Origin of the sequence: Paenibacillus intestini (assembly GCF_030803945.1) — a bacterium.
GTDB classification, from domain to species: Bacteria; Bacillota; Bacilli; order Paenibacillales; family Paenibacillaceae; genus Paenibacillus; species Paenibacillus polysaccharolyticus.
In genome coordinates this window covers 626,459-651,179 of record NZ_JAURUN010000002.1, presented here as the reverse complement: position 1 = coordinate 651,179, position 24,721 = coordinate 626,459, and the positions used below count along the sequence as shown (strand labels likewise).

Genomic DNA, 24,721 nt, shown 5'->3' with positions numbered 1-24,721 from the left:
ATGATATATACGATAACACTCAACCCGTCCATTGATTACATCGTCGAAGTGCACGATTTGAAGCTCGGCGGACTTAACCGCATGAATCGGGATTTGAAATTACCTGGCGGGAAAGGCATTAACGTTTCCAGAATTCTGAATCAACTCGGTGCTGCGAACACAGCTATTGGATTTTTGGGTGGGTTCACGGGACGTTTCATCAATGACAAGTTGCAGGAGGATGCGATTCAAACGGATTTTGTCACCATTGCAGATGATACTCGCATCAACATTAAGCTGAAGCACGGGGATGAGACAGAAATTAACGGTCTTGGACCAGCGATTCGTACAGAAGAGGCAGAGCAATTACTGAATAAACTATCTTCCTTGCAAAAAGGAGATATCGTCATTCTCTCTGGTAGCGTTCCGCCATCACTTGGTTCAGATTTCTATGATCGGCTTATTCATGTATGCAAACAGACAGAAGCCGAGTTTGTTATTGATACAACAGGGCCTGCTCTGATGGAAGCACTCGTTCACCAGCCGCTGCTGGTGAAGCCGAACCATCATGAACTAGCTGAATTGTTTGGCGTAACCATCGAAACACGTGAGGAATTGGTTTCTTACGGACGTAAATTGCTCGAAGCAGGTGCCAAACATGTGTTGATCTCCATGGCTGGAGAAGGAGCATTGTTCATCACCGAGAAGAATGTCTATCACGCAACTGTACCTAAAGGGACTGTGAAAAATTCGGTTGGTGCTGGTGATTCGATGATTGGCGGATTTGTTGGTACCTATGTGTTGCAAGGAGACTTGCTTGAAGCATTCCGTACAGGGGTAGCTTCCGGCAGTGCGACAGCTTTCTCAGATGACCTCGCTACACGTGAGTTTATTGACGAATTGCGTAATCAGGTGACGATTACAACGCTTTAATTACCTTGAATAACTGATATAAGGCCTGCCATGTGCAGGCCGACCGAACTTAAGGGAGTGTTCCAAGATGAAAATCACTGACTTAATGATCCAGGAAACGATGATTATGGATCTGCAAGCAACAACCAAAGACGAGGCGATCGACGAACTGATTGCAAGTCTTAACCAGAGTGGACGTATTAATGATCCAGAATTGTTTAAAGAAATGATCTACAAAAGAGAAGCCGAGTCCAGCACTGGCATCGGCGGCGGTATTGCTATGCCACACGCAAAAACCAAAGCGGTCAATGAACCAACGGTCGTTTTTGCAAAAAGTAAACAGGGTTTGGACTTTGAAGCATTGGATGACGAGCCTGCTCATATCTTCTTCATGATTGCAGCACCAGAAGGCGCAGGCAATACACATCTCCGCACACTAGCGGCTCTTTCAAGGCTGTTGGTTGATAGCGATTTCATCGCTGAGCTGATGAACACGAATACGCCGCAAGAAGTTAGCGCTTTGTTTGATGCGAAACAAGCTGAAGCTGCGGAGAAGGAAGCTGCGAAAGAGAAGGCTAAAGCAGAGAGAGTAGCTCAAGCATCTTCGACTGAAAGTGGTGCTAACAACGTGAAAAACAACTCCGGTGTCATTGTTGGAAACGCCAATACAGAAGAATTTGTTGTTGCTGTTACAGCATGTCCAACGGGGATTGCCCATACATTTATGGCTGAGGATGCTTTGAAGAAAAAAGCCCAAGAGATGGGCATCAACATTCGTGTTGAGACCAATGGTTCCGAAGGCGCACAAAACGTATTGACAGCTGATGAGATCGCTCGTGCCAAAGGGGTTATCATTGCAGCTGACAAAAACGTCGAGATGGCTCGTTTTGACGGTAAACCTGTGTTGCAAAGACCGGTAAGTGACGGTATTCGTAAATCCGAAGAACTGATCCGCAAGGCGGTTAACGGCGATGCACCAATCTATCGTAGCCAAGGTGGAAAAGCGAGCGATGAAGGTGCAGGCGATAGCAAGACAAGCGTGGGAAGCAAAATTTACAAAGATTTGATGAACGGGATTTCACACATGCTGCCATTCGTTGTCGGCGGTGGTATCCTGCTTGCGATCTCCTTCTTGTTTGAACAACTTGCAAGTCCTGACAATCCGATCGTGCAATTGCTGCAAACGATTGGTGGAGGAACAGGCGCGTTCCATTTCCTGATTCCTATACTTGCCGGATTTATTGCGATGAGTATTGGTGATCGTCCAGCCCTGATGCCTGGTATGGTCGGTGGTTTGATGGCTGTAAACTCCAATGCAGGTTTCCTTGGTGGTCTAGCTGCCGGTTTCCTTGCGGGTTATGTTGTTATTGGATTGCGTAAAGCGCTGAAAGGTCTTCCAAAAGCGATTGATGGCTTGAAACCGATCCTGCTCTATCCGGTACTTGGTCTGCTGATCGTTGGTACGATTGCTTATTACATCTTTGATCCGGTTTTCGGAGCTCTAAACACCTGGCTTGTAGATGCACTGGGTAACCTGGGAACAGGTAACAAAGTATTGCTTGGTTTGTTGCTCGGCGGTATGATGGCGATTGATATGGGTGGTCCGTTTAACAAAGCGGCTTATACCTTTGCGATTGGTGTATTTACATCCAGTGGAAACACAGACGGGGCATGGATGGCAGCGGTTATGGCAGGCGGTATGGCTCCTCCACTGGCGATTGCCCTTGCAACAACGTTCTTCAAATCCAAATTCACGGAGCAAGAGCGCAAATCCGGTCTAACAAACTATGTACTCGGTCTTTCCTTTATTACAGAAGGTGCAATTCCATTTGCAGCGGCTGACCCGCTTCGTGTACTGACCTCCTGTATTATTGGTTCTGCGGTAGCAGGTGGACTTACTCAGCTGTGGAGCATTAATGTTCCCGCTCCGCACGGTGGTGTCTTTGTAGCTCTCTTGGCTAACCACACCATTTTGTTCCTGCTCGCGGTTGTTATTGGTTCTGTCATCTCGGGTCTCATTCTGGGATTGTGGAAAAAATCACCTACACTTGTTAAATAATAAAATAGGTTAATGTAAGTTCAGGTGAACTTGCTGTACCAATGGTGAAACGATTATCAACTCTAGGCATCTCTCCAGTGAAATTTTCATTGAAGGGATGCTTTTTTGTGTTTTTTGTTTCGTTTGGAGAGGGGGTATGATATGATGATTCTAGATTAAATGAAACTTGGTTTCACTAGATGGAACAATAGAAGTGGCGAAAAGTAAAATCAATATTTATCTGAAGGAGATATGCAAAAGAAGAGGAGGAATCAAAATGGAGAAGGATCAGATCAAAAATCAGATGCGGAAGCAATTTTCTCAGAATGCCGAGTATTATGTCACAAGTGCAATTCATGCACAAGGTGAGGACCTCGCGCTACTCGTTGCATCATCTCAGGCGGCAGAACATATGAGTGTGCTGGATATTGCAACGGGAGGAGGACATGTGGCGAATGCGCTTGCTCCGCTGGTGAGTCGCGTGACAGCCCTCGATCTGACTGAAGGAATGTTAGAGGTGGCTGCACGTTTTATCCAGGGCAATGGTCATGAAAATGTGGATTTTGTAACGGGAGATGCTGAGCATATTCCTTTTCCAGACAATAGCTTTGATCTGGTGACCTGCCGAATTGCAGCACATCATTTTCCAGATGTATCCTCGTTTGTTTCCGAGGCTTATCGGGTGACCAAACCTGGTGGCCGATTATTGTTTATTGACAATGTGGCTCCCGAGCAGGATGAACTAGATCGTTTCTACAACGACATAGAGAAAAGGCGTGACCCAAGTCATGTTCGGGCATGGCGGAAAACAGAATGGATTGGACTTTTGGAACGTATAGGGTATCGGGTCGAAACGATGGTTTCTTTTGCAAAAAAATTTCATTTTGATGATTGGTGCACACGTGCATCCCTCTTTGGAGAAGAACGCCTGGAGCTTGAAGCGAGATTGCTGCATGCGACAGAGGAGATCCGACATTATTTTAATATCGTGGAGAAAGAGCAGGGTGAAATTCTCAGCTTTGAAGGAGAAAGTGTGTATATCCAGGCAATTAAGCGTGGAGTGTGAGAGGGGAAGAGGCACGGTTCATATCCTAAAGAATAAAGAAACTCCAAGAGCAAAAAGCAGACCTCTCTTGTAAGAGGAGCCTGCTTTATTTTTTATTTCTGGTCTTGACGCCTTCATTGTATTGCCAAAAGAATGAGCCTGTAATGTAGTATCCATTACCCCAAGCTTTCTTTCGTTCATTCAGGGTTTTAAAATGACCTTGGTGCATTCATCTTCGTGGTCATTAAATATCCGGTAAGCCTCGCTCGCGTTATCCAGTGATATACGGTGTGAGATAATCTCAGTTGGATCAAATTCACCGGCTGTAATTTTACGGAATAGTTCAGGCATATAATGAATAACAGGAGCTTGTCCCATTTTAATGTTGATGTTACGCTCAAACAGGTTTCCCAAAGGGAACATATTATAGGAGGAGCCATACACGCCTGTAAGCTGTAGTGTTCCAAACTTGCGCACGGCTTTCATGCCGATTTCGATGGCACTCAGCGCCCCGCCATGGAGTTTTAGCTTCTGACCGATCTCTTCCAGCATGGTCTTTTTGCCATCCATGCCAACACAGTCAATAACAACATCTGTTCCACCCTGAGTGATCTCGCGGATATGCTCACCCATATCATCATGCTCTTCAAAATTAAAAGCCTCTACGTCATTCATACGTTTAGCCTTATCTAGTCGATAAGACAGACGATCGACGGCAATAACCCGCTTGGCTCCTTTCATCCAGGCAAACTTTTGCGTCATTAGCCCAATAGGGCCACTGCCGAGTACGGTGACGGTATCCCCAGGCTTGACGCCAGCATTTTCAACACTCCAGTATGCCGTCGGCAACACGTCGGAAAGGAACAATAATGCCTCGTCTTCCAGCTCACAGGATTCGGGAATGACAAATGGAGTGAAGTTGCCGTAAGGCACTCGTAGCAGTTCAGCCTGACCGCCCGGATGACCACCATATCGCTCGGTGAACCCGAAATAACCCCCGGTATGAATATCAGGATTTCCATTCGATTTGTCACATTGACTCTCCATATCGTTGTTACAGTAGAAGCATTGACCGCAAGCGATGTTAAAAGGCAGGACGACTCGATCCCCTTTTTTGACTCGCGTAACCTCAGGTCCGACCTCTTCCACAATGCCCATCGGTTCATGACCGATCACATAGTCTTTTGCAGCAGGTAGCGCGCCTTGATAGATATGCAAATCCGATCCACAGATCGCCGTTGAAGTAATACGAACGATAATGTCATCATGCTGTTGCAGTGCCGGATCTTCGACCTGTTTCACCTGAATGTCCTTGATGCCCTGAAACGTAACGGCTTTCATCTTCATATTCCTCCTTGGTCTATGTGGGGTTCTCTTCCTTTTACCCCATTTTCGTGCATATGATATAGGTTTATACTATTTTATACGACAGGCCACTTCACTTTCCGTAATGCATCCAGCAGTTCTGGAGGAGCATTCAGATTGTCTCGAACCAGATCACGCGGTGTTAGAGCCATCCATTGATTGAGAGAGACATCCTCAAAACGGTCACTTCGGAATATTTCCAAAAACCATAATGTGTCTTTTCCGGTATTTTGTATATAGTGCCCCATGGCAACGGGAACATACCCTACATCTCCGGCCCCGTAATCAAAGGTGCGTGCGATCCCATTGCCACCAAAGACGGTCATTCTGCCTTCACCCGTCAAATAGTACTGCCATTCATCGGCATTGGGGTGCCAGTGTAGCTCACGCATCGCCCCAGGTTTGATCTCGACTAGCGCTGCGGCGACTGTAGTGGAGATCGGAAAGTTGGTGGAATCAACGATGCGCACACTTCCTCCAGGTGTGATCAAAGGTTCCTGTGCAAGCAAACGATAGGTAAACGGAAGAGGAACGGTTCCGTAGGGGGATTGAACGCGCTGGCTTTCAAGTGAACCAGGTACATCATCTTGAAAAATATAAACCTGTTCCTTGGGCATCGATTGGAAGGCTGATTCAGGAACGCCAAAATTCAAGGATAGTACCTCTGGTGGCGTATGGGCAAACCAGTCTGAGATGGACAATGTATTCAGATCAGAGAAGCTTCCATCATCGAATACCAATAAAAATTCACACCCGTTCTCCAACCCTTGAATCGAATGAGGCAGTCCTTTTGGGAAAAACCAAAGATCACCCGGACCGACATCAGCAATAAAGTTTCGCCCGTTCTGATCCACAGAAGTGACCCGGGCTGTACCCCAGATCATATACGCCCATTCAGATTGTTGATGCCAGTGCAGTTCGCGGACGCCGCCTGGAGTCAGACTCATATTCACGCCGGCGAGCGTAGTGGCAACGGGCAGGTCACGCACCGTAATTTCACGTGACCAGCCGCCGTGATTGAGCTGCATATGGGTGTCGGAGAAGGACATCCTGAGGTTAGGTAACAAGCCATTGTCTGTCTTAGGTGGGACAAGCATATCGGGATTTTGCTTGTCTCTTAACACATCTCTTGGTCCATAATCCGGGCCGCCTGCACCGTCGCTTCGAATAGGTTGGGGGATAATATACGGCTGAGCACTGGGTTGTTTTTCTTTACTCATTCTGATGTCTCCTTCCGATATCCGCTGCAATCCGCGTCATGTGGTTTACTCACCATGCTTACACCTATGAACGAAGGCTTGGAAAATATGAAGGACAAAGATAAAAAGACCTGACCTTATTCGGTCAAGTCTGGAATCAGACTTCTTCAGGGCGAGAGCGGTAAATTTCAAGCATGAATTAGGTATTCAGATAATTTTGCTCATAGATTTCATGCACACGTTGAAGTATGGTAGATCCTTGCTCATGAAAACGAAGGCGTGCTGCCTTATTATTAACCAGAAACGCACCAGAATCATGCTTCACGCTCCCGAGCACTGCGTCATGAAGCAGTGATGCACCTCGACTTGGATGAGAAAAGAATAATTTCATAACAGGTTTGATATAGAAGGGCAAACCGGATGTTTTGTTGCTTCTTAGCGTGTTGTTTCCACCCGGATCAACACTAAGAAGTCGAATGCCATCCGCCATAGCTTTGGATGCAGCCTCAGCTGTCCACAATGAGAGGGCGAGCTTGGACGCAGCGTAAGGACCAAAAAGCTTTTTGAAGGAAGCTGGCCGCTCCAACGTATCAAGGTCGAACGCTTTTAGCATGCGAAAAGCAGTCGAGGAGGTGTTCACTACGGTTTTCATCCTCCCTTGGCGGAGCGACTCATACAGCTCCCGATAAATGATATAAGGAACCACTGTCTGAAGCTCAAAATGCAACTCACGCCCCTGGTCGGAGTGTTGAAGGGTAGAGGTGCTTCCGCCTGCATTGTTGAACAGGACGTCAATGGAATCCGTCTGTGATCGAATCTGGTCCAGCGCTGAGCGAAGGCTGGCATAATTCGTGAAATTGGCTTGAATGGATCGTAATTGACCTGAGCTTAATGCGGACTGAATTACACGATCATCTGCCGGGAACGCGGAGCGGTTAAGAGCGATAATCTTCCACTGATCCTTTAGAAGCTGTCTTGTTAGTTCCAGTCCAATTCCTGAAGATGAGCCGGTTATTACGGCTGTGCGAAGCGGATTTACTGGGTTCATTAAAATGACCTCCTCATGTATTCGAGTCATTCTACAATTTGGAGCTGACTCCAAGTCAAGAGTAGATTTGAGGCTTGACTTGGAGCCAGCTCCAAGTTATATGATAGATAGAAGTATGGGTATGGGAGGGCTAATGATGAGTGAGCAAAGTACGTTCTCCATTCATGAAATATCGGAGCGGTCGGGGTTATCCAAAGATACCATTCGTTATTATGAGAAAATTGGTCTGCTTCCACGTGCGGAACGTAAAGCAAGCAGCCACAGAGTCTATTCGGAACAGGACATCCAGACGATGAGCCTAATTACTTGTCTGAAGAAAACAGGCATGTCACTTGAGGATATGAAGCCATTTCTACAGATGTCGCTGGAGTCGGATTTGAACGATTTTCCGGAGGAACGGGAGATGCTGGTCAATTATCAGAAAAAAGTAGAAGATCAGATCGCCTCGCTGCAACAGGTCGTTGATTTTATTCAGGATAAGCTGGAGCAACGTAGTATGTTTCCTGAACGTTGTTCGCTGGAAGCAGAGAATCTAGTGACAGGGATCGCCCAAAAGAAAACTTTCTCTTGATGGAATATAAGATATACGAGGGATATCGGAAAAGGAGTCAAGTCATGACATTACAACAACTTAAATATGTAATCGAGGTTGCCACACACGGATCGATGAACGAAGCAGCCAAACGGTTGTTTATCTCCCAGCCGAGCTTATCAAACGCGATTCGCGATCTGGAACAGGAGCTTCGTATTACCATTTTTGAACGGACCAATAAAGGCATTACTCTTTCCAAAGAAGGGGTGGAGTTTCTAAGTTATGCTCGTCAGGTCGTCGAACAGGCCGAACTGCTGGAGAATCGTTATCTGAATGCGAAGCCGTCTCCGCAACACTTTTCGGTATCCACCCAGCACTACGCTTTTGCGGTGAATGCATTTGTAAAGCTTGTTCAGCAGCACGGTCATGATGAGTATGAACTCGCACTGCGCGAGACTAAAACGTATGAGATCATTCAGGATGTAAAAAGTCTTCGGAGTGAGATTGGCATCCTTTATCTGAACGAATTCAACGCCAAAGTTATCAATAAATTGTTGAAAGATGCCGGACTTGTGTTTACAAGCCTGTTTACAGCGAAACCGCATATTTTCATCAGTGTGAACAATCCGCTTGCGAAGCAGGAGTCTGTGGCCATTGAACAGCTTCAGGATTATCCTTACCTGTCCTTTGACCAGGGGGAGTATAATTCTTTTCATTTTTCCGAAGAAATTCTGAGTACGTTATCTCATCCCAAAAGCATTCAGGTCAACGACCGGGCGACTTTATTTAATCTGCTTATCGGTCTAAATGGGTATACGATCTCGACTGGAGTGCTTAGCGCCGATCTGAACGGCAACGAGATCATTCCGGTTCCCCTCGAATGTGAAGAGTCCATTAATGTCGGGTGGATTTCTCATAAAAGCACGTCACTTTCCAATCTCGGCGTGGCTTATGTGCAGGCATTACACGAAGCAATTGGTTTGCAAGATTGAGTCACAGGGTCTTTGTAATATGGATTTTATAGGTTCAAAGGTTCATCTGAAGGGAGCAGGAAGTTGAGAGTATTATACCGGAATAAAAGTGAGCAACATGAGCTGACGGTGTACGAGACGAAAAGGCTTTACGGGGAAAAAGGACATTTTCGTGTATTGCAGTTCTCTAATGATGCCGTGCAGGGGGCGATCGATGTAGAGCAACCTTCCAGGATTGTTCTAGAGTACCCGAGGGCTATGCTACATCTGATGGAGCGAAATAACCCGCATTACAATCGCGTATTCGTCGTGGGGCAGGGTATTGGCACAATCCCTTCTTATTTGTCTGATCGACAAGTTAAGGTAGCGGAGTTGGATGCGGAGGTTGTGGAAATCAGTCAGCACTTTTTTGGATACAAAGGGTCCCCTGTCCTGGTGGGGGATGGTCGGGAACTGCTGGAACGGGAACAGGCTGGGACGTATGATTATATCGTTATAGATGCATTTACGGCAACGGGCACACCAGAGCAGTTTACGAACCGTTCTTTTTTTAACATGGCAAAAGACAAACTGTATGCAGGTGGTGCTGTGCTGCTTAATGTGTTTGGACGTTGTGGTAACGATCAGCTTGTCAACGCAATCTACACAACGCTTGGAATAGAATTCCCTTATGTACGTGCCTTTGCACTTCCGGCCGAGCCTAATGACGTTCAGAATCGCATATTGATGGGAAGTCTTCGCCCAATTGATGTTCAGGTGCGGTATATGGCGGGCTTTGTGGAGCAAAACCTGGAAGAGGGTTATGTCATTGAAGGGTAAATAGATGAAGAGGATTCGCTTATTCCCCGGATGCGTTATTTTGTCATAAATTCGTCAATCCTATAAATTCAAAGTTAATATACGTCATTTCTTCATTGTTTCTTAACAACTTTATTATATGATGATATAGGTATGCTTTTTTATGAAAATCCGGGGGAAGCAAAATGATTGCAAATAAAAAAAAATCCAGATTACGCAGAAAAGTAAAGAAGTTCAAAAAAGTCAGTCTGACCGCATTACTTGGTGGATTCGTTACAATCTCCGTATTGATGACGCTAACCATTATGGTGATTACCTCGTATACCACGCAGAAACAGTCTCTTATTAACAATACTCTTTCTGTTAACTATGCGAGTGCTGTACAGATGAGTCAAACGTTAAACTCCTTATTTGAATCCATGAAAAAAAGCTTAAAGTATGGAGCCGCACATTTTAAAAATGTCGATTTCAATGATAAGGAGAAACTGAACACTACGCTGGATCTCATCCATAATAGCAGTGATTATTTTAACGCTGTAGTCTTGGCAGACCAGATGGGGCTTGTGCTGTCGAGGTCACCGTATTCTCAGGCCAGTATTGGTACACATGTGAGCTCCGAGGCGGCCAAAGCGGCGATCAAATCCAAAGCCTCATACATATCAGATGCTTACGTGACACCGCGAACGAATCGTAGAATTGTTTTTCTCAGTGAACCAATTGTTGATCCAATGGGAAAATACAAAGGCATGATTAGTGGGAGTATCTATTTGCAGGAAAATAATATACTCGATTTGTCGTTTGGGAGTCAACTTAAAACCGACAACGGAACATACTTTTTTATAGTTGACCATAAGGGAACGTTGCTTTTTCATCCCAACGTCAGCCGAATTGGCAGAGATATTAGAGCCAATACAGTGGTGCAGAAACTGATCAAAAATCAGACGGGACAAGAGCAATATACGAATTTGGATGGGGTTAATACGCTTGCCGGATATTACAAAGTTCCAGCAACCAACTGGGGAGTGGTTGTCGTATCGCCAACCCAAATCGTATATGATCAGTTAAACCGTCAGATCGGACTGTTGTTGCTATACATAGCGGTACCCTTTATATTGTTGACTCTAATTGTGTTAAGAGTTGCCCGGAAGCTGGTACATCCGTTTGTATTCTTGGCTGATCTTGTGCAACAAGTAGACAAAGGGCAGGTGGAGTTACCTGTCGTGAAGCCGCATTGGAACAGGGAAGCCGATCTGCTTACTCGAGCGGTGCTTGGAGCGATGACAAGTTTCAGAAACAAGACGGATCAGTTGGTGTATGATGCAAGAACGGACGTATTAACTGGTTTGAATAATCGCAGAACCTTTGAGGAAGTGATTCAGGCATGGACTCATGATGAGAATCCATTTGCAATCATTGTTCTCGATATAGACCGCTTTAAGTTAATTAATGATACCTATGGTCATTCGACCGGAGATGAGGTTCTGAAACAGATCGCGAAGTTGATTCAGATGTCTGTAAGGCCTGAGGATGTTTGTTTTCGGTTTGGCGGTGAAGAGTTTGTTGTACTGTTAAGGGATTACGATTCCAAGAAGGCGTATGAGATAGCTGAGCGCATTCGGATTTCAGTTGAAGAAAGTATATTGGCTGTTGATCGTACCGTTACGATATCTGCAGGCATTGCTGAGTTTCCAATGCATTCCCGTTCGGAAACAGAATTGTTTCATCTGGCAGATAATGCGCTCTATCTGGCCAAAGAAGAGGGACGCAATAGAACCGTCATCATTCAGACGGTGGAAAAAGCAAAATAGTAGCACAGAAGAACAGAGAAACGGAAGAATACGAACAGACCCTTATGAACAGGGTCTGTTTCTGTTTGTTTCTATATGAAAGATGACAGGATTCGGTCACATAAAGCCATTGTGCTAACATTATCGCGAGCGCTTGAGAGTGGAACGGCCCCCGTCTGGCAACAGGACATAAAGTGTCTCATTTCACCTACAAAGCCACGCAGATAAAGATCCCTATAAGCTCCAGACATTGGGGTGCCGGAAGGAGTATATAACGAATCGTGTTCTTCAAGAGACTTCCATGGAAGAAGATCCCCTTTATGAGATTCATGTATTGTAAGTTTGGTGATCTCATCGGCTAGAGCGAATCCATGCTCAAAAGTAACCAGCACACTTTCGCTTTCACGTGACCATGCACTCATCCCTGTAAAATAGGCACTGCCCGTGACACCTTCATCAAAAATCAAGGAAATACTCTGGTTAATATGTTTTCCATCTCTTACAGTCGTTCCTGTTACTTGCATAGCTTCGCCAAACAAATAACGCATGAGATCCACCATATGTATGGCAGCAAGTTTCATAAACTGTTCTTCATTTTCACAAAAAGGCGTGCTATCTACGGCAAATTTCATCTGGAACGAGCGCACTTTACCGAGTGTTCTCTCATCAATGAGTGTCTTGAGTTTTTGATAGATCGGAGCATATCGTTTCATAAAACCGACCATGACCACAACAGCACCCTGATCTGCTGCTTGGGCCACCTTAGCGGCTTCTTCTGCAGTCCAGCCAAGTGGTTTGTCCACATAGACATGTTTACCTGCCTCAATGCATTCCAGCACAAGTTTGGTTTGATCCACTGGCTGAGCAACGACGACGACTCCGTCACAGGTTTCCTGCTTCAGCATCTGGCCGGCATGATCATAGGCTTGACCTGAACTGCCAAAGCGAAGCAGGGCCGCCCTAGATCGTTCAAGATTCCTTGTAGCCACAGCCTGAATGGTTGCACCCGCTTCGATCGCTGCAGGGTAAATATTCGTGGAGGCATGGAATCCGGCTCCGATAAAACATAGTTTTGAATTCAGCAAATGAAAGTCCCCTTCATTGGTATATGTGCTTTATGTCATTATAAAATTACTATTGATAAACATATGTGGTTTGAATTAGTGAGAAAAGGACATATGTCCCTCTAAGGGATTAAAAAAGTTGTTGCAATATAAAAATGTAACATGTATACTCTGAATTACGGTAAAACAAGGAATTGTTTCACCGGATATACTTTTCATCGATGATGAAGAGATACATAATATGCGGTCGTGGCGGAATTGGCAGACGCGCACGGTTCAGGTCCGTGTGGGCTAACCCCCCGTGGAGGTTCGAGTCCTCTCGACCGCATAACAAAAAGGTTTGTATGTTGCCCGAATGGGCAATGTACAAACCTTTTTTTCGTTTGCTTTTTCCTTAATGCTCCTGAATCTGGTTATACCAAATTTTACTGGTCAGCAATCCTGAAAGGATACCAGCTAAACCGAATAGAGCAACACTGAGCATTAATTGAACGGGCGAGAAACGAAACAAAAACGCAATTCCACTACCAAAGGTGGTTCCAGCGAGAAAGCCCAAGGCGACCCCCAGATGTTTGAATGACTTCATTGTATTCACCTGCTTCTAAAATAGAGTATGGAGTGGTCCATTTTTGTAATGCAATAATCCGCTCGCTACACAGTTTCATTTTGTGGTCTTTTCAGGTAAATTATGCATCGTTCATCATCTTGGCGTATCCAACTAAAATAGGCTCTGGCCCCCGGGAGAGGGCGCAGAGCCTTTTGGCTGTTCGCTGTTTTATTGATTACGACGATCCTTAAGAATGACATCTGCGAACAGAATAGTTTTCGGGATGCGGAAAAATTGTTCCGCTTGTTCCTGAAACGCGGCAGAAGGCAGCGTTCCCTGATGCAGCCATTTGCGGAAAGTGCCGGGATGAACCCCGATCCAGTGGCTGACATCTGTCACCGACAAATCATGGACCATACACAGGCCTGTCAAAATACGGTTACTCACTGGAGAGCGGGTTACCGTCCGCTTCATAAAGCGGGAAGGCTCGGGTTGACAGATGACAGGACTGTTGCGCACGACCTCTTCATTAAAAAGAATATGTCGCGGGTAGCCAAGCAACTGACAAGTTTTGTCCAGATTGGTACTGCCGGGTATTCGCCCTTCATACACCCACGCGCTTACACTGCGTGAGGAGATCGAGAGGTCTTCAGCGAGCTGAGACAATTTAATATCGTTGGCCATCAGCACGGCAAGAAGAACACGATTGCGGATTTGACAGCGTGTCGGTTTGCGGAACCGTTTAACACGGACACCTTTTCCCAAATATTTACGGTTGATCAGAGACCACGCCTGGATGGAATGTTGTTCTGGTTGATTAGGCATATTTCCTCCGATTTTTTTAACCAAATACTACAATAAATAAAGGGGTACTTTCAAGTGCCGCAATTACTGGTTTGAAAACCGCTTGTGCGTCATTCTACATGAAAGAGGGAACTACGAACTAGACCTCTTGCGAAACACATCCTAGTATATTCCTAGATTACAATGATTCACTAAAAAAGATGGAATGAATTGTACGAGATTACAAATTAATTAGTTCTATTTAACCACTAATAGGTCTTTAGAACTTTTGTGTTATTTTTGTTGATTTCATGCTGTTTTTCCCCTGAACTCCTACTACATTTGTAAATCTACTTTTGGTGTTCAAACCAAAAAAGTGCACAAATCTGAAATGATAAATCCGCATGTTCAGCAAGACAGATGAACGATCACAATCTCTCATTCTCACATATATTGTAGGGTGTTCAAACAAGAAAGAACAAGGGAGAGGTGAGGAACGTGAGCCCAGCGGTGAGTTCGGTTACTGCTATTTCGGGAGCGGTTGTGACGTTCGCTTTTGGCGGGTGGGATCAGCTACTTAGTCTGCTTGCGATCGCTATGGCTATTGATTATGTTACAGGTCTGGCGGCAGCTGTGAGAACGGGAACGGGATTGAACAGTAATATTGGCTTCTGGGGACTTGCACGAAAAGGGCTAATGCTGACCGTTGTTCTGCTTGCTCACCGTATTGATCTGATTATGGGGACCGATATTATTAAGGGAGGAGCAATTTATTTTTACTTGGTCAATGAATTGATCTCAATCACAGAGAATTATGCCAAAATTGGATTGCCTTTACCTGCCAAGCTCAGACAGGCTATCGCGGTACTTAAGAAACAGGAACAGAGCAGTCTGCCTGACCGGGAATGGAACATGCCTAAGCCAAATTCCGCTATCCCTTCTCCAGTAAAAGAAGAGGTTCAATCAAAAGAAGATGTTCAAACTGTTCAAGGTCAGGAGAAAAGGGTTGAGAATGGGGGAGTGTCTTCTGATCGGCAGTCGGATTCAACGAAGGATTAGCCTGGGGGAATATTATTGTTGTTCGGGAAACGCATACAAAGCATCCTTTCGTAATAGACGGTGATATGATATATTTTGGATACACGAAACATAGCTAATAGTTCTAGTTATTAATCCAAACGAGGTGTTTACCAAGATGATTAAGCATATTGTCCTGTTCAAAATGAAAGATCGCTCTGCAGAAAGCGTTGAGGCGGCTGCCCAGGTTCTGCGTAATCTGGAAGGCAAAATCGATGTTCTCATGTCCCTTGAGGTGGGTATCGATGTACTGCGTTCGGACAGATCATTCGACATTTCACTGACAGCGGAGTTTGCTTCGCTGGAAGATCTTCAGGCGTATCAGGTTCACCCACTCCATCAGGATGTCATCAAGTACATGAACGAAGTGAGAGAACAATCCATTGCTGTTGACTATGTGATCTAAGGTTTTACACATTCTATTCTGGATTTGAAGGGGAATCTGCATGAGCGATTTAAGAGACGTTATGGAATTTCTATATATTTTTGTTGTGTTTCTGATCGCTTGCCCTGTTATGATCTTCTGGCTTAAGCGCAGAGGGAAACGAAACCGATAACTCACTGAACGGGAAGTGAATGAATGTATTATGTGAATAGGGAGCAGATCGCTCGCCGGCTTGACGCGATACCGGAAGTTGCTGAAGGGCTTCGGCAGGTTGTACAGGCCTGGGATGGTGGTCTGATATTGGGGATGGTGCAAGAACGATGTTTGCATCTTGCCGTTGAGATTGTGACTGATGTGGGCAGTTATCTCATTGATGGTTTCATTATGAGAGATGCAAGCAGTTACGATGATATTATTCAGATTAATTATGAAGAGAACGTATTTGATGAATCAACATACGGGGTTTTGCGTCAACTCGTTACGTTGCGTAAACCGCTTGTGCAAGATTATTACAGCTGGCAGCGAACCGTGTTGAATCCACTTAGTGCAGCCTTGCCGGATGTGCTTGAACAGTTCTCCGGCCAGGTAAGCACTTATGTGGAAAAAGAACTTGGACCTTTTCAGGGAAATGAAGGCCAAGTGAGAGAGTAAGGAATGAGGGAAGCTGTATGGAGAAAGATTCGAAAGGGACAGATCAAGGGAAGCGGGAAAGCGATGAAATGTCATCAGGATTTCACCCCGTGTACATGGTGGAGTTCCTGTTTAATGAAAAGCCAGATGTGAATCGGCATGTGTTACAGGAGGCGCTCATCCATCGAACGGGACAAGGGAGACTGGATGTAAAACAGGAAGAGAAGGAACAGGGAACGCAGGAGATGATGGTGTTCTACCATATGGAACATAAGGTTTCCTTTCAGGAAGGTAGCATCCCCGCTCAGACTTGCTTGCTACCCGTACATGAAATTGTGGACCGTACACGTTTTGCGGGGGCTTTGCAGCAAGCATGGCACTGGCCTGAAGCAGGACAAGCTATAGCTTCTGCCCGTTATTCCATTCGGATTCATGATATGTTTACTGCTGCCATGCCGCGTAAACAGCGTCTGGACTTGTTCCAGAAAACGGTGCTGGCTGTGCAGGACACACTGGATTGTGATGCGCTTTACTGGTACGGCAGTGACAAACTGGTTGAACCTGATGCTTACATTCAATCCCAGGAACGCGAGGAGCATCTCTATGCTGCGATGAATGTGCGGATGTATCAAGCGGGAGGTACGGAGCAACAGCGAGAACTGGTTATGGATACCGTAGGTTTATCTGCGCTTGGCGTACCTGATGTGCAATGTCACTTTACTGGACTTGACCCCGATACGGTGGCTCAGACACTTCTGGGTGCTGCGTATTACATATTTGATCAGGGAGATGTATTGCAGGATGGTCAGACCTTGGGCTCATCTGGTGGACAGCGCTGGCGCTGTGAGCATCAGTTTGCTTTAATTGCACCAGGGAGATACGTCGTAGATCTGAACCCCGGAGAAGAGCATGCTGTACCCGCGCCTCAGACAGTTCGGTAAAAAAGAATGAGGATGGGTATCTTAACCCAGAGATGCGTTTGTTCCGTTTTTTTTTTCACTCCAGAGTGTCAGGTCAAGCCCATCCTGCTTATAATGCATGAACAGAGTAGGCATTGGCCCAGATGAACAGATCCTATCGTTGTTTCATAAACCGATGTCTAACCCATTGAAGAGGAGAGATGGATCATGAAAGATTCGAATAAAAGCTTGTTGTGGGGGGCTTTAATCGGCTCCGTCGTTGGTTCGGTCACTGCACTGCTGCTTGCACCAAAATCAGGACGTGAATTGCGTCAGGATATTTCCGAGGGTGCTCGTCAAGTTACGGATAAAGGTCAAGAACTGGCTGTAAAAGTGGGAGAGCAAAGCTCACAGATCGTATCCAAAGTGAAGGAAACGGCGGATGTAGTTATTAAGGATATCCAGTCCTGGCGTTGTTCTTCGGACGGTAAAGAGATTCGGATTTCTGCTGCAATTGCAGATGCGGATAAAGCTGAAGGAGTACAGGGGCATGTCCAACCTGAGATCCAGGTTCAAGATCAAGTAGAGGATTCAGTACAAACTCAAGGCTTGAAATTGGTACCAACAGAGCAGGGGAACGAAGATATTGTCAAGCTTACTACCGATGAGTCCAAAGACGAAAACTAAGCAATGCGGGTTTAGCAGGCTTTCCCCAGTCCGGTGGAAAGCCTGCTTTGTTGTGTGCTCATGCTATGCATGACAACAGGATTCAATGACTTAAATTTGAACCCGGCGATGAAATCGGGTAAGATGTAGGTACCTTTTTGCCGGAAATATCATAGGGTAGGTAGAAAGCTTTTTTACTATGGATGATCAGAATGAATTTAATGAAGAAGGAAGCGGTGTGTTCGTGCAGCAAGCTATTGCTATATTAGACTCCGGTGTAGGGGGATTGACCGTTGCGAAGGAAGTGATGCGTCAGCTCCCGCGGGAAAAGATCATTTATTTTGGGGACACTGCCCGGACACCGTACGGACCCCGTTCGTCCGAACAAGTGAAACAATTTACGGAGCAAATCGTTGATTTTTTGATTCAGTTTAATCCGAAAGTGATTGTGATCGCCTGCAATACGGCGACAGCCGCAGCACTGGAATATATCCGGACCAAGGTGGATGTTCCTGTCATTGGAGTGATCCATCCTGGTGCAAGGGCAGCCATTATGGCAACACGTACAGGCCGCATCGGTGTGATCGGGACTGTGGGTACGATCGGAAGTGGGGCGTATACGTCGGCACTCAAGCAGCTGTCTCCTTATGTCGATGTGGTCAGCCAGGCTTGTCCTGCACTGGTGCCGTTGGTGGAGAAAGGCGAATTTCGTTCCGAACACACAACGTATACGGTGGATCAAGCGCTCGGAGAAATTAAAAGAGAGCCTATTGACTGTCTGATTCTTGGTTGCACGCATTATCCGTTTCTGATGGACACGATTCAGGATGTCATGGGCCAGGATGTAAAGCTCATCAGCTCAGCCGATGAAACAGCGAGAGAAATCAGTACCATTTTATATGATAAACGCAAGCTGGCAAGCGGAGATGAAACGCCTGTGCATCAGTTTTTCTGTACTGGTGATCCGCGTATGTTCCAGAATATTACGAAACAATGGCTGGGAGAGCAAATTTCCAAGACACCTGTCGTCTGGCAGGTCACACAGTTGTCGTAATCGCTGTCGGAATGTATTAGTAATCATCATTATATGGGATAAAAATAGGATTAAGCCTGCATTCATCTATGTAATTTTGCTTCGGTGCCCGGACCTGTTAAGGTTCGGGCTTTTATATATTTCTTAGGCACGCTCCAACTCTGCTCTGGTGGCTAGAATATCTAACATAACATAGAAGTCTGCGAACGATGTCACATGACGGACAACCGGGCTTGCATACGATAATACAGGTACGAATAAAGGAGAATCAATTGGGAGAATCAGACCTGTGGAAGGGAGAACAACATGGAACTGCAATGGATTATCGTGAAAACAGGTGACACGTTACCGCGAATTGCTTCGGCATATCGCATGACTAATGCATTGTTGTGTGCGCTGAACCCCGAAGCTACAGCGCAGCCTTATCTACTTGCCGGTCAGATGTTACGTGTGATGCCTGGAACCGGACGCAGATATGCGGTACCACCGGGAGAAACGGTGCAGGAAACGGCAGAACGTTTTGCATTATCGGAAGAACAGCTTCGTGAGAGTAATCCCGAAATCTCCAAGGTGAAGGATTGGGGTGGATGCTGTATAAATATTCCTCAGGCTGGTGGGAAAACCATCGTGAACATTGAGGGTGAATATGGATATCGTGAATTGATCAGAGATATACAGCGATTGGAAGCACGCTATTCCTGCGTGAAATCGGGAGAGATCGGTACAAGTGTAATGGGAAAAACATTACCTTATGTGCGAATCGGGCAAGGCCCTCGCCATATCCATGTGAATGCATCGGTTCATGCCAATGAATGGTTAACCACGCCAGTTCTTATGAGGTTTATCGAAGAATACGCTGAGGCGTATTCCTTGGACTCGCTGTGGCACTCCTATGATCCGCAGCGCTGGATGCAAGAGACGACCTTATGGGCGGTTCCCATGGTGAACCCGGACGGAGTAGAGCTAGTTCAGGAAGGTGTAGTGAATCATCATAAGTATGCTTCTGAATTACTTGCGTGGAATGGAGGACGACCACACTTTACACATTGGAAAGCGAACATCAGAGGTGTGGATCTTAATGATCAGTTTCCGGCTTACTGGGACGAGGAGGTTGCGCGCAGAAGTGTTTTTTCGCCTGGTCCTAGGGATTATGCGGGCACGGCTCCGCTAACAGAACCTGAGGCTCAGGCGCTTGCACAGTGGACGCAGGAACATGCATTTGCTGCAGTGGTATCCCTGCATAGCCAAGGTCAAGAAATCTATTGGAATTATCGGGATCTGGAGCCGAGAGAGAGTGCGCCATTGTCGCGTAAGCTAGCTAAAGCGTCCGGGTATAAAGCGGTAAAACTTGGTGGTAGTGATGCTGGTTATAAAGATTGGTTTATTCAAGCGTTTGGCAAGCCGGGATTCACCGTAGAGGTGGGTCTTGGAGTGAATCCGCTACCTGTGGAACAATTTGATGACATTTGTGTGGAAGTGGGCATGCTACTGGCAGAATTGTTATCCCACGGAGAGCGTGAGGCAGGTGCCTCGGGTTAGCGGGCATGAAACGAAAGATCGTTCAGACATATAACCGGAACGGGCGCTGAAGCGGCGCTCGTTTTTTATCTTTGTAAATCCAAGCTTAATAACCCTGATTCTGATGAGTTGGTTTATCAGCCGAGCTGAATGCAAATATCCAGTGCTGGTGGACAAAACAACATCTCGAGGTCGTGTCGAAAATATGACTTCATGTCATTTTCGCATCAATGTTATTGCGATTAGCTGTAACTTTCTTTACAATAGATGCTGGAGTTTAAAATGAATGCTGAAATTGTTGAAACCAGCAATGATAATATAGGAGATGAATTGAATGAACTGCAAAATCACTCGTAACGCAGCGAAAGTGTTGAAGCTTGAACTGGACAAGCCGGAGAACGAAGGTAAACTATTGCGTGTTGTGATTACACATGCACACGGAGACCATGCGCATTACGGTCTTGACCTGGATACGCCAGGAGATAATGACACCGTAGTATCTACAGATAAGGGCATCGACGTTATTTTGGAAAATGGACAACCTATGCTCGATGGTGTGAAAATTGATTACCTCTACTTGCCACAAGAAGGATTTGTGATCACGAATCCATCCAAAGGCAACCACGGCGACCACTAAGGGAGCGAAGAAGGGGAACTCATGGCTAACGATATCCGCGTATGCGAAAAATGTAATCACATCCGATTGAAATCCATTGTGCCTAAACTGGAGAAGATGGCTCCAGGCACAGAAATCAAGATCGGTTGTAAATCTTATTGCGGCCCATGTGCGAAGCGTGCTTTTGTTTTCATCAACGGCCGATACATCAGTGCTCCAACGGAAGAAGAAGTACTTACGAAGGTTTCCAAGTTCATCAAATAACCGAATAGCTACCTGAAAAGGAGGGGCAGAAGCCTCTCCTTTTGCGTTGCATTTTGTTTTAGCCCAAGTTTTGATGACGATCCCGATCCGAATGGAGCAAAAATATTTGGAAGGTGTCCTCCTGAATTTCAATGGCGATGCGAACGTCTTCTTTATTAAGAATATGCACATTGCCCATCTGCTCGTCCTTCAGTTCCGTCCAACCGACCTCATGTAACTTTTGAAAATAATCTTCAGGTGGATATAGTCCTTGTTCACCACCGATGTGTTTCAGTTCATACGTTTCGCTCCGAGATTGTGTGGGGTGATCGGAATATGCCGCGGATTCAATGAGTTTGGCATTGGCAGGCACGGGGATATCCTTATGCAACGATGAAGAGACATATCCTTTGATCTCATACGTGGAGTTTGTGAAGCGCTGCGTCCAAAAAATAAAAAATAAGAGTAACAGAACGGATAGCAATGAAACGGTTAGGAGGCCTATACGAATCCCTTTTGTGTTCAATCAGCATTCCTCCATTTTTTTTGATCTTACAACCTTCTGCTCTTTTAACGTATCTTGGAGGCATAAAGTTTGAACAAATTTTCAAAAAAAGAATAAGTCTTCTCTATGCAATCCATGCTAACAAGGTGACAGGAATATGATTCCGAGGAGGAAACAACTCATGCCCAAGCGTTATGATTCCAGTTTGCAAGCGGGTACTACCGTATCTCAGGCGCAAAATGCAGTGAACAAGCTTCATTATGCTGTTTCCCAGGCCATGTCCCATCCGAATGCACAGACCATCGTGCAGGCAGAGCAGCGGCTGGCTCATACCGAGCAGGCGATGAAGCAAGCAGAGTTGTCTCTGGGTGGACAGGGTTTCGAGTTAGCGCAGGAAATGTTCATTGAGGAGAAGCAGAGGTTACACTCGCTCCAGAATCAGCACAGGCAAGGGAAGAAATAAACTGTTCCTGTTACACCGTAACCTGCAGGCCGTGATGGTCTGCAGGTTTTTGGTTTTTTCCAGCGCTTAAAATTCTGTCAGAAGGTTAATAGACCGAGAGCAGGCAAAAATCAATACGGGAGGTACAGGATGACTAAACATATTACAGATTGCACAATTCTGAACAACGGAGTGACAATGCCATGGCTTGGAATCGGGACTTATAAGGCAAAAGGAAAAGAAGTGCAACAGGCGGTAGAGACCGCTCTGGAAGTAGGGTATCGCAGCATTGATACCGCGTCCGTTTATGGCAATGAGGAGGAAGTGGGACAAGCCATTGCGAGTAGTGGTGTAGCCCGTAACGAACTTTTCGTAACGACGAAGCTCTGGAATGATGATCAAGGTTATGATTCGACGCTTAGAGCGTTCGAAGCCAGCCAGAAGAAACTTGGTTTAAATGTCATTGATCTATATTTGATTCACTGGCCAGGCCGGGATCAATATAAAGAGACGTGGAGAGCTTTTGAACGTCTGTATAGCGAAGGAAGTGTGCGTGCAATCGGTGTAAGTAATTTTCAGGTACATCATCTGCGCGATCTTATAGATGAAGGCGGTACGGTGCCTGCGGTGAATCAGGTGGAACTACATCCGGGACTGATTCAGCAGGAACTGCAGGACTTCTGCGGGGCCCAAGGCATTCAACTTGAGGCATGGAGTCCCATCATGAAAGGGAAGTTAAATCAGGAATCTACCTTGAAGGGATTGGCTCAGAAGTACGGCAAAACACCGGCTCAGATTATTCTACGCTGGGATATCCAGAATCAGATTGTGACGATTCCCAAATCGGTGACACCTGAGCGGATTCGCGAGAACGCAGATATCTTTGATTTTGAACTGACACCAGATGAGTTGAGACAGATTGATGCGCTCGATTCGGACAAACGGACAGGACCACATCCGGATCAGCTATTCTGGGATTGAGGACGAAGCTCATTTTCCGGTTAAATAAGTATGAACGTTGGTGGGAGCTATGGGGGGCGTTGGTGGAAGCTCCGGTGACGAATCGTTTTTTTTGATCGCTGTTGTTTTCGAATTTCCTCGATTGAAATTTTTTAAAGGTTGAAATTCGAAAACAAAGGCGAACGCTCCGCTTCTACAGAATCGATTTCGCCCCCTCCGCAGCAACGTTGGACAGGAGAGTCACTTGGAAAAGGAGCTTCGGAGTGCGAGGGCAGTGACAAAACGGAGGGCTTCGCTTCTCCGTTTTGTTCTGATTTTAACTTTTCTGATATGAAGAGGAAGACACCTGCAGTAAACATAAAAAAAGAAGCAGCAAGATCACGAGCTTAGCCATGATCTGCTGCTTCTTTTTTTATGTTAGTTAGAAGGTTTGTTCTGAGGAACCTCGCAACCTTCTTCTGTGCAAACACCGTTACGATCTGATGCGGCATCGTTCGATTCAACAATGGTGAACGGGGAACGTTCATCCCATGCTTTTTGGAGAGCATCTAGGAAGACATCGTCGGGCTGTGCTCCGGAAACGGCAAATTTACGATCGAGAACGAAGAATGGAACACCCCGGATGCCGAGCTGTGCGCCTTCTGCCTGATCAGCACGTACGTTCTCGGTATATTGGTCGCTAGACAGAACGGCAACCGCAGCTTCGCGATCCAAACCAACCTCCTGGGCGAGATCAGCGAGCACTTGAGGATCACCAACATGTTTGCCTTCAATAAAGATGGCGTGGAACAAACGCTCACTCAGATCAAGGGCTTTACCTTGAGTATCTGCCCAGTGAGTCAGACGATGAGCAGCGAAGGAGTTTGTTGGGATCATGGCATCAATATTATATTCGAGCCCTGCTGTGCGAGCATTGGCATTCATCTGTGCATTCATCCCGCGAGCTTGTTCCTCACTGATGTTGTACTTGGAAGTCAGATAATCTACATTCGTTTTTCCGCTGTTCACTTCTGCGTTAGGATCGAGCTCAAAGCTTTTAAATTGCAACTTTACTTCATCCCGATGCGGGAATTTTTCCAGCACGTTTTCCAGACGGCGTTTGCCGATATAACAGAAAGGGCACATGAAATCAGACCATACTTCAATATTCATTGGTTTAAAACCTCCATTATGTTCCTAATTGAAACTAATATAGTTACAATTATAAAGTGACTTTCAAATTTTCGCAAGTTATTCGAATTTAATCGTTCGAGTAAGCTTTTGTCCAATGGTTTGGTTGAAGCTCATTTAATGTTTTGAAAATAAGTTGTCCGGACGGATCGTATACAGCTGCTTTGACGTCCCCTCCCCAATAAAAAAGGCGTTCCTGGCAGATTCCGCAAGGTGTAAGCACTTTGAATCCGGTATTTTCGTCATCGCGCGCTACGCAGAGAGAGTGGGTTACCCGCTCATTTAATTTATGAGCTTCCAGATAAGCGCCTGTTTCCATGCAAAGATGCACCGCATCGTTGATGACCTCTGGAGCTACGCTGATGAGCAGAGATCCGGCGTCGGTATATACAGCGCCTGCTCCGCCCCAACCTTGAGGATACCGCTCTTTAACAAACTCGGTAGCAGCATCATAAAGTTTTTGTTCGATATCGTGTGAATGGAGGTTAGTCGACATAAGATGATGCTCC

At 45.8% G+C, this 24,721-nt stretch carries 26 protein-coding genes, 1 tRNA gene and 1 pseudogene; 19 read left to right on the top strand and 9 right to left on the bottom strand.

Going from position 1 to position 24,721, the window contains the following annotated elements; genetic code table 11:
- From pfkB to J2T16_RS08120, 3 genes are all read left to right on the top strand, one after another.
- Nucleotides 1–912 (top strand): 1-phosphofructokinase, encoded by a 912-nt coding sequence (gene pfkB, locus J2T16_RS08130; protein WP_154886658.1) that lies wholly within the window; start codon nt 1–3, stop codon nt 910–912.
- 67 nt (nt 913–979) lie between these two features.
- Nucleotides 980–2,950: a PTS fructose transporter subunit IIABC gene (locus J2T16_RS08125; RefSeq protein WP_336122287.1), complete on the top strand. Its 1,971-nt coding sequence runs from the start codon at nt 980–982 to the stop codon at nt 2,948–2,950.
- Nucleotides 2,951–3,206: 256 nt separating this feature from the next.
- On the top strand, nt 3,207–3,995 hold the full coding sequence (locus J2T16_RS08120) for a class I SAM-dependent methyltransferase (protein ID WP_221786500.1): 789 nt from the start codon (nt 3,207–3,209) through the stop codon (nt 3,993–3,995).
- Between the two features lie 180 nt (nt 3,996–4,175).
- Here J2T16_RS08120 and J2T16_RS08115 read toward each other — a convergent pair whose 3' ends face one another.
- From J2T16_RS08115 to J2T16_RS08105, 3 genes are all read right to left on the bottom strand, one after another.
- Complete coding sequence (locus J2T16_RS08115; RefSeq protein WP_499018087.1) at nt 4,176–5,315, bottom strand: zinc-dependent alcohol dehydrogenase; 1,140 nt, start codon at nt 5,313–5,315, stop codon at nt 4,176–4,178.
- A gap of 80 nt (nt 5,316–5,395) precedes the next feature.
- Nucleotides 5,396–6,559, bottom strand: coding sequence for an oxalate decarboxylase family bicupin (locus tag J2T16_RS08110; RefSeq protein WP_499018086.1), 1,164 nt, complete (start codon nt 6,557–6,559; stop codon nt 5,396–5,398).
- A 178-nt stretch (nt 6,560–6,737) separates the two neighbouring features.
- Nucleotides 6,738–7,586, bottom strand: a complete 849-nt coding sequence (locus J2T16_RS08105; protein WP_499018084.1) for an SDR family NAD(P)-dependent oxidoreductase — start codon at nt 7,584–7,586, stop codon at nt 6,738–6,740.
- 136 nt (nt 7,587–7,722) lie between these two features.
- On the opposite strand from J2T16_RS08105, the gene J2T16_RS08100 reads away from it, so the two are divergent.
- The 4 genes from J2T16_RS08100 (at nt 7,723) to J2T16_RS08085 (ending at nt 11,695) form a co-directional block, all read left to right on the top strand.
- The gene (locus tag J2T16_RS08100) at nt 7,723–8,157 is read left to right on the top strand and encodes a MerR family transcriptional regulator (RefSeq protein WP_154886647.1); all 435 of its coding nucleotides are present in this window, start codon (nt 7,723–7,725) and stop codon (nt 8,155–8,157) included.
- Nucleotides 8,158–8,201: 44 nt separating this feature from the next.
- On the top strand, nt 8,202–9,110 hold the full coding sequence (locus J2T16_RS08095) for a LysR family transcriptional regulator (RefSeq protein WP_090920428.1): 909 nt from the start codon (nt 8,202–8,204) through the stop codon (nt 9,108–9,110).
- A gap of 63 nt (nt 9,111–9,173) precedes the next feature.
- Complete coding sequence (locus J2T16_RS08090; RefSeq protein WP_154886645.1) at nt 9,174–9,908, top strand: spermidine synthase; 735 nt, start codon at nt 9,174–9,176, stop codon at nt 9,906–9,908.
- Between the two features lie 164 nt (nt 9,909–10,072).
- The gene (locus J2T16_RS08085; protein ID WP_154886642.1) at nt 10,073–11,695 is read left to right on the top strand and encodes a sensor domain-containing diguanylate cyclase; all 1,623 of its coding nucleotides are present in this window, start codon (nt 10,073–10,075) and stop codon (nt 11,693–11,695) included.
- A gap of 71 nt (nt 11,696–11,766) precedes the next feature.
- Here the strand turns inward: J2T16_RS08085 and J2T16_RS08080 are convergent, their stop codons facing one another.
- Nucleotides 11,767–12,759 (bottom strand): Gfo/Idh/MocA family protein, encoded by a 993-nt coding sequence (locus J2T16_RS08080; protein WP_154886640.1) that lies wholly within the window; start codon nt 12,757–12,759, stop codon nt 11,767–11,769.
- Nucleotides 12,760–12,981: 222 nt separating this feature from the next.
- Between J2T16_RS08080 and J2T16_RS08075 the strand changes: the two genes are divergently transcribed.
- Nucleotides 12,982–13,066: transfer RNA gene (locus tag J2T16_RS08075), tRNA-Leu, on the top strand.
- A 66-nt stretch (nt 13,067–13,132) separates the two neighbouring features.
- Here J2T16_RS08075 and J2T16_RS08070 read toward each other — a convergent pair.
- On the bottom strand, nt 13,133–13,324 hold the full coding sequence (locus tag J2T16_RS08070) for a hypothetical protein (RefSeq protein ID WP_154886637.1): 192 nt from the start codon (nt 13,322–13,324) through the stop codon (nt 13,133–13,135).
- Nucleotides 13,325–13,513: 189 nt separating this feature from the next.
- Nucleotides 13,514–14,110: a helix-turn-helix domain-containing protein gene (locus tag J2T16_RS08065; protein WP_090920440.1), complete on the bottom strand. Its 597-nt coding sequence runs from the start codon at nt 14,108–14,110 to the stop codon at nt 13,514–13,516.
- Between the two features lie 456 nt (nt 14,111–14,566).
- On the opposite strand from J2T16_RS08065, the pseudogene J2T16_RS08060 reads away from it, so the two are divergent.
- From J2T16_RS08060 to J2T16_RS08020, 9 genes and pseudogenes are all read left to right on the top strand, one after another.
- Nucleotides 14,567–14,950 (top strand): annotated as a pseudogene (locus tag J2T16_RS08060) (phage holin family protein); the annotation flags it as partial.
- Nucleotides 14,951–15,263: 313 nt separating this feature from the next.
- Nucleotides 15,264–15,551 carry a Dabb family protein gene (locus J2T16_RS08055; RefSeq protein ID WP_090920446.1) on the top strand — a complete coding sequence of 96 codons (288 nt, stop codon included), beginning with the start codon at nt 15,264–15,266 and terminating at the stop codon, nt 15,549–15,551.
- Nucleotides 15,552–15,725: 174 nt separating this feature from the next.
- Nucleotides 15,726–16,181, top strand: a complete 456-nt coding sequence (locus tag J2T16_RS08050) for a HepT-like ribonuclease domain-containing protein (protein ID WP_154886633.1) — start codon at nt 15,726–15,728, stop codon at nt 16,179–16,181.
- A gap of 17 nt (nt 16,182–16,198) precedes the next feature.
- A complete protein-coding gene (locus J2T16_RS08045; protein WP_499018083.1) occupies nt 16,199–17,101 on the top strand; it encodes a DUF4261 domain-containing protein in 903 nt (300 codons plus the stop codon).
- A 186-nt stretch (nt 17,102–17,287) separates the two neighbouring features.
- Complete coding sequence (locus tag J2T16_RS08040; protein WP_154886629.1) at nt 17,288–17,746, top strand: YtxH domain-containing protein; 459 nt, start codon at nt 17,288–17,290, stop codon at nt 17,744–17,746.
- A 223-nt stretch (nt 17,747–17,969) separates the two neighbouring features.
- Nucleotides 17,970–18,779 (top strand): glutamate racemase, encoded by an 810-nt coding sequence (gene racE / locus J2T16_RS08035; protein WP_090920530.1) that lies wholly within the window; start codon nt 17,970–17,972, stop codon nt 18,777–18,779.
- 285 nt (nt 18,780–19,064) lie between these two features.
- Complete coding sequence (locus tag J2T16_RS08030) at nt 19,065–20,297, top strand: M14 family metallopeptidase (protein ID WP_373323198.1); 1,233 nt, start codon at nt 19,065–19,067, stop codon at nt 20,295–20,297.
- Nucleotides 20,298–20,610: 313 nt separating this feature from the next.
- The gene (locus tag J2T16_RS08025; RefSeq protein ID WP_090920458.1) at nt 20,611–20,913 is read left to right on the top strand and encodes a heme biosynthesis protein HemY; all 303 of its coding nucleotides are present in this window, start codon (nt 20,611–20,613) and stop codon (nt 20,911–20,913) included.
- Nucleotides 20,914–20,934: 21 nt separating this feature from the next.
- Entirely contained in the window at nt 20,935–21,156 is a 222-nt protein-coding gene (locus J2T16_RS08020; protein WP_090920463.1) for a YuzB family protein, read from the top strand.
- Nucleotides 21,157–21,214: 58 nt separating this feature from the next.
- On the opposite strand, the gene J2T16_RS08015 is transcribed toward J2T16_RS08020, so the two are convergent.
- Nucleotides 21,215–21,661 carry a hypothetical protein gene (locus J2T16_RS08015; RefSeq protein WP_336122293.1) on the bottom strand — a complete coding sequence of 149 codons (447 nt, stop codon included), beginning with the start codon at nt 21,659–21,661 and terminating at the stop codon, nt 21,215–21,217.
- 160 nt (nt 21,662–21,821) lie between these two features.
- Between J2T16_RS08015 and J2T16_RS08010 the strand changes: the two genes are divergently transcribed.
- Together J2T16_RS08010 and J2T16_RS08005 are read left to right on the top strand one after the other, a co-directional pair.
- Entirely contained in the window at nt 21,822–22,103 is a 282-nt protein-coding gene (locus tag J2T16_RS08010) for a hypothetical protein (protein ID WP_221786508.1), read from the top strand.
- 129 nt (nt 22,104–22,232) lie between these two features.
- Nucleotides 22,233–23,063, top strand: coding sequence for an aldo/keto reductase (locus J2T16_RS08005; RefSeq protein WP_154958103.1), 831 nt, complete (start codon nt 22,233–22,235; stop codon nt 23,061–23,063).
- A gap of 396 nt (nt 23,064–23,459) precedes the next feature.
- On the opposite strand, the gene J2T16_RS08000 is transcribed toward J2T16_RS08005, so the two are convergent.
- Both J2T16_RS08000 and J2T16_RS07995 read right to left on the bottom strand, forming a co-directional pair.
- The gene (locus J2T16_RS08000; protein ID WP_154958102.1) at nt 23,460–24,194 is read right to left on the bottom strand and encodes a DsbA family oxidoreductase; all 735 of its coding nucleotides are present in this window, start codon (nt 24,192–24,194) and stop codon (nt 23,460–23,462) included.
- An 88-nt stretch (nt 24,195–24,282) separates the two neighbouring features.
- Complete coding sequence (locus tag J2T16_RS07995; RefSeq protein ID WP_154886618.1) at nt 24,283–24,708, bottom strand: cytidine deaminase; 426 nt, start codon at nt 24,706–24,708, stop codon at nt 24,283–24,285.
- Nucleotides 24,709–24,721 lie beyond the last annotated feature (13 nt).

Bases quoted from the DNA above. Each gene is read 5' to 3' on its own strand.
- pfkB (WP_154886658.1), top strand. From the start codon at position 1: ATGATATATACGATAACACTCAACCCGTCCATTGATTACATCGTCGAA.
- J2T16_RS08105 (WP_499018084.1), bottom strand. From the start codon at position 7,586: ATGAACCCAGTAAATCCGCTTCGCACAGCCGTAATAACCGGCTCATCT.
- J2T16_RS08040 (WP_154886629.1), top strand. From the start codon at position 17,288: ATGAAAGATTCGAATAAAAGCTTGTTGTGGGGGGCTTTAATCGGCTCC.
- J2T16_RS08025 (WP_090920458.1), top strand. From the start codon at position 20,611: ATGAACTGCAAAATCACTCGTAACGCAGCGAAAGTGTTGAAGCTTGAA.
- J2T16_RS08100 (WP_154886647.1), top strand. From the start codon at position 7,723: ATGAGTGAGCAAAGTACGTTCTCCATTCATGAAATATCGGAGCGGTCG.
- J2T16_RS08085 (WP_154886642.1), top strand. From the start codon at position 10,073: ATGATTGCAAATAAAAAAAAATCCAGATTACGCAGAAAAGTAAAGAAG.
- J2T16_RS08120 (WP_221786500.1), top strand. From the start codon at position 3,207: ATGGAGAAGGATCAGATCAAAAATCAGATGCGGAAGCAATTTTCTCAG.
- J2T16_RS07995 (WP_154886618.1), bottom strand. From the start codon at position 24,708: ATGTCGACTAACCTCCATTCACACGATATCGAACAAAAACTTTATGAT.
- J2T16_RS08010 (WP_221786508.1), top strand. From the start codon at position 21,822: ATGCCCAAGCGTTATGATTCCAGTTTGCAAGCGGGTACTACCGTATCT.
- J2T16_RS08020 (WP_090920463.1), top strand. From the start codon at position 20,935: ATGGCTAACGATATCCGCGTATGCGAAAAATGTAATCACATCCGATTG.
- J2T16_RS08125 (WP_336122287.1), top strand. From the start codon at position 980: ATGAAAATCACTGACTTAATGATCCAGGAAACGATGATTATGGATCTG.
- J2T16_RS08030 (WP_373323198.1), top strand. From the start codon at position 19,065: ATGGAACTGCAATGGATTATCGTGAAAACAGGTGACACGTTACCGCGA.
- J2T16_RS08070 (WP_154886637.1), bottom strand. From the start codon at position 13,324: ATGAAGTCATTCAAACATCTGGGGGTCGCCTTGGGCTTTCTCGCTGGA.
- J2T16_RS08095 (WP_090920428.1), top strand. From the start codon at position 8,202: ATGACATTACAACAACTTAAATATGTAATCGAGGTTGCCACACACGGA.
- J2T16_RS08050 (WP_154886633.1), top strand. From the start codon at position 15,726: ATGTATTATGTGAATAGGGAGCAGATCGCTCGCCGGCTTGACGCGATA.
- J2T16_RS08115 (WP_499018087.1), bottom strand. From the start codon at position 5,315: ATGAAAGCCGTTACGTTTCAGGGCATCAAGGACATTCAGGTGAAACAG.
- J2T16_RS08055 (WP_090920446.1), top strand. From the start codon at position 15,264: ATGATTAAGCATATTGTCCTGTTCAAAATGAAAGATCGCTCTGCAGAA.
- J2T16_RS08005 (WP_154958103.1), top strand. From the start codon at position 22,233: ATGACTAAACATATTACAGATTGCACAATTCTGAACAACGGAGTGACA.
- J2T16_RS08065 (WP_090920440.1), bottom strand. From the start codon at position 14,110: ATGCCTAATCAACCAGAACAACATTCCATCCAGGCGTGGTCTCTGATC.
- J2T16_RS08045 (WP_499018083.1), top strand. From the start codon at position 16,199: ATGGAGAAAGATTCGAAAGGGACAGATCAAGGGAAGCGGGAAAGCGAT.
- J2T16_RS08110 (WP_499018086.1), bottom strand. From the start codon at position 6,559: ATGAGTAAAGAAAAACAACCCAGTGCTCAGCCGTATATTATCCCCCAA.
- J2T16_RS08000 (WP_154958102.1), bottom strand. From the start codon at position 24,194: ATGAATATTGAAGTATGGTCTGATTTCATGTGCCCTTTCTGTTATATC.